This window comes from Blautia sp. RTP21359st1_E11_RTP21359_211015 (assembly GCF_040910705.1).
Taxonomy (GTDB): domain Bacteria; phylum Bacillota; class Clostridia; order Lachnospirales; family Lachnospiraceae; genus Blautia_A; species Blautia_A fusiformis.
Window position 1 is genome coordinate 57,009 of record NZ_JBDGAB010000017.1, and the last position, 13,164, is coordinate 70,172.

5 protein-coding genes are annotated in these 13,164 nt (G+C 40.5%); all 5 read left to right on the forward strand.

Annotated elements, in window-relative coordinates; translation table 11 throughout:
* Positions 1–21: 21 nt before the first annotated feature.
* Positions 22–2,862 carry a CD1108 family mobile element protein gene (locus AB5026_RS08290; RefSeq protein WP_049940438.1) on the forward strand — a complete coding sequence of 947 codons (2,841 nt, stop codon included), beginning with the start codon at positions 22–24 and terminating at the stop codon, positions 2,860–2,862.
* A 12-nt stretch (positions 2,863–2,874) separates the two neighbouring features.
* Positions 2,875–3,123 (forward strand): DUF4315 family protein, encoded by a 249-nt coding sequence (locus AB5026_RS08295; RefSeq protein WP_021652602.1) that lies wholly within the window; start codon positions 2,875–2,877, stop codon positions 3,121–3,123.
* Positions 3,107–4,606 (forward strand): CD1107 family mobile element protein, encoded by a 1,500-nt coding sequence (locus tag AB5026_RS08300; RefSeq protein WP_347039525.1) that lies wholly within the window; start codon positions 3,107–3,109, stop codon positions 4,604–4,606. The genes AB5026_RS08295 and AB5026_RS08300 overlap by 17 nt, the downstream gene beginning before the upstream one ends.
* Positions 4,607–4,654: 48 nt before the next feature.
* Positions 4,655–6,757: a DNA topoisomerase 3 gene (locus AB5026_RS08305; RefSeq protein WP_278635665.1), complete on the forward strand. Its 2,103-nt coding sequence runs from the start codon at positions 4,655–4,657 to the stop codon at positions 6,755–6,757.
* Positions 6,747–13,164, forward strand: a 6,418-nt coding sequence (locus AB5026_RS08310; protein ID WP_368213099.1) for a SpaA isopeptide-forming pilin-related protein, incomplete at its 3' end; no start/stop codon positions are given. The genes AB5026_RS08305 and AB5026_RS08310, both read left to right, overlap by 11 nt.

The window sequence follows — 13,164 nt, forward strand, 5'->3', positions numbered from 1 at the left end:
AAAAAGCAGAGGTGAGGTACATTGGGAAAACAAAAATATACGGCGAAAGAGAAGAAAGTCAGCCGTATGACCAGAAATGGTCTGGTTGAGGAAAATCTTGCAACAAAGGAGACCAGAAAAGTTACAAACAGCGATCAGGAGTTGCCTTATAAACAGAAGGATGTAGAACAGGCATTTATTACTTCTGAAAAGAAGAAAAACTCTCATAAAAAAGCTGAAAAGAAACAATTTTCCGAAAAAGTTCAGGAGGGAAATCCTGCCAAAAAAGAAGAGGCTGCAAACAGTCCTCCGGGAAAACGAAAAACACAGGGACGGTACAGATATCGGGACAAGCCTGCAGGTGTATCTGTGGATTCAGCGGTAGAAATACGTGAGCGCAAAGAAAAACACAGGAGCCAGTATCAGCGACAGAAAAAGAAACAGCAGAGACTGCAGTTTGGAAAACTGGAGACAGATGGAAGTCTGAAGAAAGAAAAGAAAACTTCGGCTGAAACAGATGGAGGACATTTTCAGGCAGAGAAGAATGATGTTTCTACAAACCGAAAAAAAGGAAAGCAGAAATATAGCCGAAAAACAATAAAAACTTATCAGGAAGTGGATAAGGCTGCAAGAAAACAGGAAGCTGAGAGGCAGAACAAAATTCCGAAAGATTCTGTTTATACCAAGAAAACAAATGAGGAACAGAAAGCAAAGGTAAAGTACCATTTATATTTCGACAAAAAAACAGGGAAAACGGATGGTAAAAAGAAAACCTTGTCTTCTGTTCCAAAGAAAGCATTAAAAAATGCAGTATATCAGAAAGCAGGCGAAGACGAAGAGGAAAACAGTGCTGTAGATGCAGCACATAAGCTGGTGCGTTCAGGTGAGTGGATATTACAGGAACATAGCAGTAGAAATATCCGGAAGAACCGCAGTCAGATACATAAAGAAAACCGTTTAGAGCAAAGAGCCTGGAAGAGTGCATCCAGGTATCAATATCAGAAATATCTGGAAGAACATCCAGAGATGCAGAAAAAGCTGATCAGAAAATTAATACAGAAGCAGAGGATTAAGCGAGAGTATCAGATGGCATACCGGGCTGGGAAGATTGCAAAAGAAACAAAAGACACCTCAATCCGGTCAGTAAATCTTGCTACTAAAATTGCAAGAAAGGCACAGGAAGTATTTGTAAGAAATGTAACTACTCTGATCTCAATGGGGTTGTTATTGATTTTGCTTCTTTCCGTAATGACAGGATTTGCTTCCTGTTCGGCTATGTTTTCTAATGGAATTTCTACGGTAATCGCTTCCAGTTACATTGCGGATCCGGACGAAATTGAAAAAGCAGAGTTGTATTATACGCAGTTGGAAGCCAGTCTTCAACAGAAAATAAACCAGATGGAAGCCCGGTATCCAGGAAAAGATGAATACAGATATAACATTGGTGAAATCGGCCATGATCCCCATACATTGATCAGTTATCTGACTGCCAGGTATGGGGATTTTAAGTTTGATGAGATAAAAGGAGAACTGGAAACAATTTTTTCTTTACAGTACGGAATCACCGTAGAGGAAAAAAGTGAAACCCGGCAGGAAACATCTACAATACAGGTAGGGCAGTCATTGGGAAATGTTGTGACCAGTGGATACTGTAACTGTCCTATCTGCTGTGGCGTGTGGAGTGGAGGACCAACTGCTTCAGGGGCAATGCCACAGGCTAATCATACGCTTGCGGTTGATGCTGCAAACCCATTTCTTCCAATGGGGACGAAAGTAGTGATGAATGGGATTGAGTACACCGTAGAAGATACTGGAAACTTTGCCCAGTATGGTGTCCAGTTTGATGTTTATTATGATAATCACGCAGTAGCTGAGGCACATGGTCATCAGACCTGGGAATGTTTTCTGGCAGAGGGCAATCAGAACTCTGTGGAAGTTACCCGTACAGTAACTGCAGATGTACTGAATGTTTCTGTTCAGGCAAAACCGCTTAGAAGTGTTATTCTGTCCAGAATGGAAGAGGATGAGCAGGAAATTTATGAAGAGGTCTATTCCAACAGAGGAAATTTACAGACATATAAAACTCCGGTTGAGTTAAACTGGTATGCCTATATCAGTACCTATTATGGGTATTCTGTAAACAATGGAACCGGGCAGACACAACTTCACAGAGGTGTGACGGTTAATGTACGACAGGGAACAGAAGTGAAGTCAGCGATGAATGGTTTTGTTGTAGATGTAGGATATAGCGGAACTTTTGGAAATTATGTAGTTACGCAGGATAAAAAAGGTGTGCAGATTAAATACGCTTATCTGCAGAGCATTTCGGTAGCAAATGGTCAGGAAGTAACAACAGATACTGTAATTGGTACAACGGGAAGTACAGGAAGTGCAACCGGAAGCCAGTTATATTTGGAACTGGTCAAAGATGGGGAATATTATAATCCTGTTTTTTATATCAGTACCGGAGATAGCGGGCTGTATGGTGGAGGCGGCAGTTATGATGATGAGACTGTGCGGAGATTATTTGCGGAAGCAGACAAATATCTTGGTATGCCGTATGTATGGGGCGGTTCCAGCCCGGAGACTTCTTTTGACTGTTCTGGTTTTGTAAGCTATGTGTTTACCAATTCGGGTGTCTGCAATATGGGAAGACTTACTGCACAGGGAATTTATGACATTTGTATGCCTGTATCACCAGAAGAAGCAAGGCCAGGAGATATTATCTTTTTCACTGGGACGTATGATGCGGGAGAGCCGGTTACCCACGTAGGAATTTATGCCGGAGATGGACAGATGATCCATTGTGGAAATCCAATTCAGTATACGTCCATTAATTCTGCATACTGGCAGTCTCATTTTTATGCTTTTGGCAGGCCATAAGGAGGGGCGTATTTGAACATTGAACGAATAAAAGAAGAACTTGCAAGAACCTACGTTAAGATTGAAAAGCTACAGAAAAAAGCAAGGGATCTGGAAGAACAGAAGAAACAGGCAGAGGATATGGAGTATCTAAAAATTATCCGAAGCAATGGAGTTTCCGCAGAGGAACTTCAGTTGATGATTGATATCAGCAAGGAGGAACAAAAAAAGATATTGGAAACCAGAGAAAAGGAGCAGACAGAAAATGAAGAAATTTCATAAAAGAGCAGCTGTATTTTTAACCGCAGCTACGTTAGCAGGACTTCCGGCAGGAGCTTTCTTTTATAGTTCGCCCGGAAGTCTGACTGTATGGGCAGATAATGTAGAAGTGGAATCATCAGAAGAAAGTAGCCCGGAAGATGTTGATTTTTCAGATGGATCAGAAGCTGAAATTCTTGCAGATCCAGTGGAACAGGCACAGGAAGATGCAGGAAATGATGTGACGGAAACACCGGAAGTAGGGATTACCTTTACAGAACCCGAAGGCTGGCAGACAGATACGGCAACCGTAAAAATTCAAGTGGAAGATACAAAGAATACAGGTGCTTTTTCTATTGCAAAAGTAGAAGCAAGACTTTCAGAAAATGGAGGATGGTCAGACATAACCGGAAATATGGAAGTATCCATCTCTTCTAATTGTAGTGTTTATGTGAGAGTTACCGATCAGAATGGAAATACTTATGAGCAGAATCGTTACATAGAGTGTTTTGATAAAACAAAACCAACTATTATTGCGGCTGCGAAGAACGGGATACTGATCGTGCAGGGAGTTGATGCGGAATCGGGAATTGCTGCTTTGTATGTCAATGGAAATGAATTCACAGAACTGACGAATAATACATTAAATGTCCGTTTGCAAAAAGCGGATACTTCCTATGAATACTTTACCCTGCAGGCAAAAGACAAAGCAGGAAATATGTCAGAGATCTATAAAGTAGGAAACCCTTATTATGAAAATCCAGATGCAGTAAAAGAGAATACAGAGGTTTCAGGAACGGAGCAGAATGCAGCTTCTTTGCCAGTCGATGGAACTGCAAGTAAGCCCACCAGTGCTACGGCAACCGTAACGGAACATCAGACAACGAACGAGACTGCTACTGCACCAACAGAACCAGAAAACACAGGAAATGAAACGGATACAGAAGCAGATACCGGACGGGTGCAGGGAGAAAGTTCTGCTTCCGGCATGACAACAGGAACAGTTCAGGACAAAGGGGGAAAGGAATTTTATACGATCAAGACAAAAAGTGATAAGGTTTTTTATCTGATCGTAGATAAGGATAAAACGGATGAAAATGTTTATCTTCTTACAGAGGTAGGCGAAAATGATCTGTTGAACTTTACGGATACCAACATGGTCACACTTCCACAGAACCAGGCTATTGCAGAATCCGCACTGCCACTTGAAACAGAGAAGATCACAGAGACACCGGAACCAGAAGTTACGATCATACCGGAAGAAAAGGAAGAACCTGAGAAGAAAAGCAATAATTCCGGCACGATTTTATTAATGCTGCTGGTTCTGGCAGGAGTTTGTGGTGCTTACTATTATTGGAAATTTATGAAAGGAAGAAATACTTCTTTTGATTATGAAGAGGACGAGGACGACGATGAGGAGGAAGAAGATACAATTCGTGAGGATGATGAAGAATTAGAAGAATATGAAATGGAAGGTGAAGTAGAAGACGAAGAATCAGAGGAATAACTTTGTTTCACTTAATTACAGCGACAGGTGCAGAAAGGAGATAGAAAATTGCAGCTTGTAATTGCGGAAAAACCCAGCGTAGCCAGAAACATTGCGAAGGTGCTTCATGCCATAAACGTAAAAGATGGCTATCTGGAAGGAAAAGAGTATCTGGTTTCCTGGTGTATTGGGCATTTGATTGAACTGGCCAGTGCAGATCAGTACCGGTATGACTGGAAAGCATGGAAATATGAAACACTTCCCATGATCCCGGAGAATTGGAAATATCAGATTAAAGAAAGTACCAAAGGGCAGTTTCGGGTTTTAAAGGAACTGCTTCACAGAGCAGATGTCACAGAAATTATATGTGCAACAGATGCAGGAAGAGAAGGGGAGTTGATTTTCCGTCTGGTATATAACCAGGCAGAATGTAAACTTCCCTTTAAAAGACTGTGGATTTCTTCCATGGAGGAAAAAGCAATTCTGGAAGGATTTCAGCAGATGAAAGATGGACATGAATATGATAATCTTTATTATTCTGCGGTGGCGAGAAGTGAAGCAGACTGGCTGGTGGGAATTAATGCCACCAGACTGTTTACGGTGCTGTATCACCATCGGTTGATTGTAGGTCGGGTGCAGACACCTACACTTGCAATGCTGGTGGAACGGGAAAAGAGCATCGAGAACTTCCAGAAAGAGAAGTATTATCTGGTTCATCTTCTGATGGATGGATTGGATGCTGTAAGCAACCGGATAAAAGAGAAAAGTGCTGCCGTTCAGATGATGGAGGATATGAAGGATGAAACTGCACAGATTCTTTCAGTAAAGAAAGAGAAGAAAAAGGTACAGCCGCCGAAATTATATGATCTGACCACATTACAGAGGGAAGCAAATCGTCTTCTTGGATTTACGGCACAGCAAACCTTGGACTATACCCAAAGCCTTTATGAGAAGAAACTGGTGACGTATCCAAGGACGGATAGCCAATATCTTACAGATGATATGGAAGAAAATGCGTTTTTGGTTATTGATGCGGTAAATAGAGTATTTCCAGAAATATCAATGAAGGGTTCGGAACCAGAGATAAAAAGACTTTTAAACAGCAAAAAGGTATCAGATCATCATGCAATTATACCAACGGTAGAAATTGCAAACACGGATTTAAAAGCACTTCCGGGTGGAGAAAAAGAAATTCTTATGCTGATTGCATCAAAGTTATTATGTGCATCGGAACAGGAATACATATATGAGAGTATTAAGACTGAAATTTCCTGTCATGGAGAACTGTTTACTGCATCTGGAAAGAATGTTCTCCAATATGGATGGAAAGAAGTGGAAGAACGGTTCTTTAAATCATATGGGAAAAATGCAGAAAAGCCAGAAGAGGAGGAAAGTGATTTTCCAGACATAAAAATAGGACAGGTATTTGAATGTGTTGTTGTAAAATTTAGTGAACATTTTACAGCACCGCCGAAACATTATACGGAGGATACGCTCCTTAGTGCCATGGAACACGCTGGAAGTTCGGATACGATAGAAGACGCAGAGAGAAAAGGGCTTGGAACTCCGGCTACCAGGGCAGCGATTATTGAAAAACTGATTGAGAAAGGCTTTATTGAGCGTAAAAAGAAGCAGATATTACCTACAGCAGATGGAAGAAATCTGATCAGGATTCTTCCGGAAATGATCAAATCACCAAAACTTACAGCAGAATGGGAAAATGATCTGACACTGATTTCCAGAGGCCAGAAAAATGTAGAAGAATTTCTCTTCGAAATTGAAAAAATGGTTACCAAATTGGTAAGTGATAATGGACAGCCAGTGGAAGAATACCAGAAACTATTTTCAGATGGTCGGAAAGAAATTGGAAAATGCCCAAGATGCGGCAATAAGGTTTATGTGGGAAAGAGAAATTATTATTGTTCAGGAAGTGATTGCAGTTTTACTTTATGGAAAAATAACCGATTTTTTGAGAGTCAGGGAAAAACACTTGATGAAGCAACTGTCAGGAAACTGCTGAGTGAGAAGCAGGTGCATTTCAAAGATCTGGTATCAGAGAAAACAAAAAGGAAGTATGAAGCAACTATAAAGATGGAGGTTTCAGAAACCGGAAATCCAAAGTTTCAGTTGATTTTCCCGGAACGGAAGAAAGGAAAAAAGAATGAAGAATAAAAAAAATATGAGAAGATTTTTGTCGGGATTCTTGGCAATGCTTACAGTGTTATCTACAATTCTATCTCCAATACTGTCCTATGCGGCAGATGTAGTGCCAGTGCCAGAAGAGCCACCGTTATACGAAGAGGTAAAAAATGAACTTGATGCAGATGAGGTGGTAAAAGCAAAAGATTTGGAACTGGAAACAGGCAGTATTTTTGAAGTGGAGAAAGATTTTACCGGACTGGAAATACCAGATGAAAAAAAGGTGAAGATCACTTTCCATGAGGCAAAAAATGAGGAAAAGCAGGACTTTACAACAGATTACGAAGATACATACAAAGCTGTTTATTATGTAGAGCCAGTAAGTGGCCACCCAATTTATCAGATTAATCGTAAGCTGATTGTAAAGGAAGCGGTGGTGCAGGTTGCTGAATCTGAGAATCAGGAATCTGTAAGCAACCAGGAAGATGAGAATGAAGCAGAAGGCGAGGAACCAGCCATAGGCACTGCAGAGAGTGAAGAACCTGTGCAGGATGAGGTAAATGTAGAAATTCCGTCAGAGGATGGAATCTATGAAGAAGTAACTCCGACAGAAATTCCGGTTGAGGAAGAGCCAATAGATACACCAATTCCGGAAAACCCGTCTGAGGAAGTTTCAACAGAAGAACCTGCCATAGATGATAATCCGGATACAGACAGCACATTTGAAGAAATTACAGATACAGATCCGGAAGAAATGCCAGAGGCGACAGACGACTCTTTTACAGATGGAACAGAGAAAACAGAAGATGCAGATGGAAATTATCAGGTAAATATTGTTCGTGGAGAGGAATTTCATATTGAGCTGAACCATGAAGATGGACAGTATCAGCCAGGAGAAACCGTTGTTTTTTCCGGAGATATGCCGCAAGGCAGCTTAATTGCAGTAGGAACAACAAAAGTACAGGCAAACCAGACAGAGAATACAGAAGATTTATTGTATTCTGAGGTGACTTATCACGAAGAATCGGATAAATTCAGTTTTGAAATGCCAGCAGATGACATTGATCTAAGTGTTTCCATGGATCAGGCAGAAAACGGTATCATGTTACTTGCAACCGATACTCCATGGGATGATGCAACAAATATTGAAGCAAATAAATATTACTATTATTCAGATGGCCAGCTTCATCCGTTTGATACAGTTATGGGACAGGGTGGAAATGACAGCTACAAATATGTTCGTTACAAAGCAGGCGGAAAGACTTATACAGTAAATGCGTATTGTATGCAGCACTCCATGCAGTCACCTCCAAGTGGGACAACATATAAAAATATGGTTGAACTGGATGAAGGCGGAGATGATAAATATTTGAGAAAAGCCTTATTCTATGGATATGGCGGTCCAGGATGGGGACATACATTCAATGGATATAATGTAAAATCCATTATGGAAAAATATGGATGCAGTTCTGAGACAAGAGCCATGCAGCATTACCTGGTTGACTATTTATATGATGGCGAATCCGGATTTGGAGGTGCGCTTTCTACAACCGCTAAAAATATGCTGAAAGAGATTAAAGCAGCTCTTGCTAAAATGCCTGATCCGACAGCAATGAAACTTCTTCCAGGACTTTCCGTTAATGCAACGGGAAAGGAAACAGAAAGTTTTACCTGGAAGGCAAATGAAGCATTTACCATTACCATTCATCTGGAGAACGGAGTAAGCCTTGTTAATGAAACCACAGGAAAAACGGCATCTGGAAATGTCACTGTAAAGGGTGGAGAGAAATTCCATCTTGTAGCTACAACAGCCAATATGGGTAGCCTGAAAGGAAAGTATGCGATCACATCTAATTTCCCTTTGGATTTCCATGCAATGCTCTTAAAATTGGAGAGTTCACAGGACATTGGTTTTGGCTACTATACAGATTCCTCTGACCTGCAGATTACAGTTGACTGGCCGGAAGAAGCAGTTATTGAAATTACAAAGAAAGATGGCGATACTGGAAAAAATCTGGCCGGAGCCGTGTATGGAGTATATAGTGATAACGCCTGCACAAAGCTGATTGTTAAGATGCCGCCAACAGACAGCAATGGTTCTTCACGTGTAACTCTTACCAAGACACAGGATACTGTTTACTTAAAAGAAATCACAGCACCGGAAGGTTATGTTGTCCAGGCTTCTTCGTATGGAGTGAAATTAGTAGTTGGCAGTACAACCAAACAGACTGTAACGGACAAAGAGCAGAAAGGAAATCTGACCGTTTATAAAGAGGGAGAAGTTTTTGTAGGAGCTGTATCTGATGAAAATGGAACTTCATTCCAGTATGAGAAACGCCGTCAGAAAGGAGCCGTTTATAACGTATATGCTGCCGAGGATATTGTAACAGCAGGTGGAAAAACAGTTTACAAAAAAGGCGCAGAAGTAGCGAAAAATCTGATCACAGGTGAGAACGGTTCTGTAACGGTAAAGAATCTTCCGCTTGGAAGCTATAATGTAACAGAAGCACAGGCTCCGGAAAATTTTTATAATGCAAAAGAAACAAAAAAAGTAACCATTTCTTATGCAGGGCAGACTGCAGAAGCGGCTTTCTCAGAGACTACCTTTACAAATGACCGTCAGAAAGCAGTGGTGCAGGTGATAAAGAAAGACAAAGATACTGAAAATACACTATCCGGAGGGCATTTTGCTCTGTTTGCAGCGCAGGATATGAAAACTGTGGATGGAAAAGTAGCAGTAAAAAAAGATGCTCTGATTGAGACTGCAATTACTGGTACTGATGGAAAAGCAGCATTTAAAGCAGATCTTCCAGTGGGATTTTCTTATTATGTAAAAGAAGTCCAGGCTCCGGCTGGTTATGTCAGAAATGAGAAAGATACTTATTCTTTCCAGTTCAGTTATACCAATGATGAACAGGCAAAAATTTCTTTCAGTCATACTTTTGTGAATGACAGGGTCAGTGCTGCAATCTCTTTGAATAAAAAAGATGCCGAGACAAAAGAAAATAAGGCACAGGGAGATGCTTCCCTGGAAAATGCGGTGTATGGACTTTATGCAAGAAACGACATTACCCATCCAGATGGAAAGACAGGCGTTATTTATAAAGCCGGAAGCCAGATTGGTACGCTAACTACCGATAAAGAAGGAAAAGCAAGGATAGAGAATCTTTATCTTGGAGAGTATTACATCAAGGAAATTACCCCATCCGTAGGATATCTGGCAGACGAGCATGAATATGATCTTGTATGCAGTGATGAAGGTGATCTGACAGCGGTTGTAGAAAAAGAGTGTACCTCACTGGAAACGGTGAAGAAACAGCCGTTTGAACTTATTAAAGCTGCCAATAATGGAGACACAGATGCTGCATTACTATCCGGAGCTGGATTTAGTGCATATCTGGTATCTTCTTTGGTGGTAAAAGAGGATGGAAATTATGTTTTTTCCTCTGCAGAGCCGGTTGTGATCGGTGAAAATGGAGCAACGGAAATTTTTACAAATGAGAAAGGCTATGTAAAATCCATTGCAATTCCATATGGAACATATCTGGTGAGAGAAACTACAACACCCCATAATTACAAACCTGTAGATGATTTTATTGTCCGGATTACAGAGAATAAACCAACAGAGCCGCAGACATGGAGAGTTCTTTTGGATAAAGAATTTTCTGCAAAACTGAAAATCATTAAACAGGATGACGAGACTAAAAAATCAGTTTTAATTCCGGGAACAGAGTTTAAAATTTATGATCTGGATCATGAAAAATATGTAGAGCAGGTAACTACATACCCGACAACCGTTACACATACCTCTTATTTCACAGATATAGACGGATATCTGATCTTGCCGCAGAATTTAAAAATCGGTCATTATAGAATCGAAGAGGTAACAGCACCGGACGGTTATACCATTAACAAAAATTATGTCGAAATACAGGTGGACACCAATACCCTGTATCAGACTGATCCGGTATCAGGTGATGTAATCATTGAAGTTGTATATGAGAATCATCCGGTGAAAGGAAAACTCACTGTACAGAAAAAAGGAGAGGTTCTTTCGACCTATAAGAATGATTTTAAGTATGAAGTTCAGAATCTTTCCGGTGCAGTATATGAAGTGTATGCTGCAGAGGATATTTATACAGCTGATTTCCAGAAAGATGACACAGGAAAAAGAATCCTGGAATATGCAAAGGGTGCAAAAGTTGCAGAACTGACAACGGATGAATCCGGAAAAGCAGATCTTGATAATCTGCCTTTAGGAGAATACAAAGTGGTAGAAAAGACTGCACCAGAGGGATTTGTATTAAATAAAGAAGAACAGAAGATTTCTTTCGTCTATGCAGACCAGGATACACCAGTGATCTCACAGAGTGCAGAGTTTATAAATGACCGCCAGAAAGTAGAAGTGTCAGTTGTGAAAAAAGATGCTGAAAATGAGAAAGGGCTTTCTGGAGCAGAGTTTGGTCTTTACGCAAAAGAGGATATAAAAGCAGGGGATAAGGTACTGGTAAAAGCAGACGAACTGCTTACAAAAGCGGTAACAGGTGAAGATGGAAAAGCTGTTTTTGAGCAGGATCTGCCATTTGGAACTTATTATATAAAAGAACTGGCAGCACCAGATGGTTTTGTATCTTCTGATGAGCAGATTGAGGTGACTGCGAAATATCAGGGACAGGAAGTAAAAACAGTAAAACTGGAAACTGTTTTTAGGAATGCGCCGACAACAACTGAATTTACGAAATCAGATATTACAACAGGTGTGGAACTTGACGGAGCAACACTGACGATTTTGGATTCAGACGGAAAAGAAGTAGAAAAATGGACTTCTGTAAAAGGAAAAGCTCATGTAATAAAAAGACTCCATGTGGGAAAAACCTACACACTTCGGGAAGAGTTTGCACCATATGGTTATCTGCAGGCGGAGGAAGTGAAATTTACAGTTTCTGATACTGCAGATGTTCAAAAAGTAGAAATGAAGGATGCTGTTCCGGTTGGACGAATCATCATCAATAAAAAAGGTGAATTTGTCAAGGAAGTTACCTGGAAAGATATGCTGGCAGGCGGCATGGACGCAGCATTTGGTTATGTTACAGGTTCTTTGAAAGATGTTACTTTTGAAATTTATGCAGCGGAGGATATCAAGGCTGCAGATGGGGAAAGCAGTGATTATTATAAAAAGGACGAACTGGTAGCAACAATTACGACAGATGCTCTTGGATATGCGAGATCAGAAGATCTTCCTTTAGGCAAATATTATGTAAAGGAAAAAGAGACGGCGGATGGATATGTTCTGGATGGAGAAATCAGAGAGGTTGATCTGACTTATCGTGATCAGAATACTCCGGTTGTGACTTATGATGAGGACTGGCAGAATAACCGCCAGAAAGCAAAAGTAACTGTAGTTAAGAAAGAAAAAAATACAGACCGTGTTCTGGAAGGCGGAGTATTTGCACTTTATACAAAGAATGATATTTTAAATGCAGAAGGCGAAGTAATCCTGAAAGCAGATACCATGATCGAGCAGAAAGCTACGGATCAGGATGGAAGAATTGTATTTACGGCAGATCTTCCAATCAATGGCAGCTACTATGTAAAAGAAGTGCAGGCTCCTGCTGGATTTGTGACAACAGAAGAAATCAAGGAATTTGATTTTGCTTATGCGGGAGAAGAGGTTGAAGAAGTATCCTTTGAGTTCACTTATGAAGATGAGCCAACTACTTTTGAAATCACAAAATCAGATATTATAACCGGGGAAGAATTACCAGGTGCAAAACTGAAAGTATCCGATTCAGAGGGAAACGTTGTGGATGAGTGGACATCCGGAAGCACACCACACATCATTAAGGAACTGGAAGTTGGAAAGAAATATACATTAACAGAGACAATTCCTGCTGATGGCTATGCAACTGCAGAATCCATTACGTTTGTAGTAGAAAATACTGCAGATATACAGAAAGTAGAAATGCAGGACGATACAACAAAAATTCTGATCAGTAAGGTGGATATGACAGATGGAAGCAGCGAGGTCAAAGGTGCGAAGCTGTATATCCTTAATGAAAACCAGGAAGTTATGGAAAGCTGGACGTCTGGTGATCAGCACCATTATGTGGAGAAACTTCCAATCGGTACTTATACATTATTGGAGGAAACAGCACCGAAGGGTTACATTGTGGCAAATAAAGTGACATTTGAGATTAAGGACACCGGAGATATTCAGGGAACCAAAATGGAAGATGAACAGGCAATGGGCAAGGTGATCTTAAATAAAACAGATAAAGATACCAAGAAGCCAATGAAAGGTGTAGAATTTGCCCTTTGTGACAGTAAAGGTAAAGTTCTGGAAACTCTGGTAACAGACAGTGCCGGCCATGCAGAATCAAAGAATTATCCGATTGCGACTTTTAAGAATGGGCAGTATAAAAAAGCAATCACATATATCC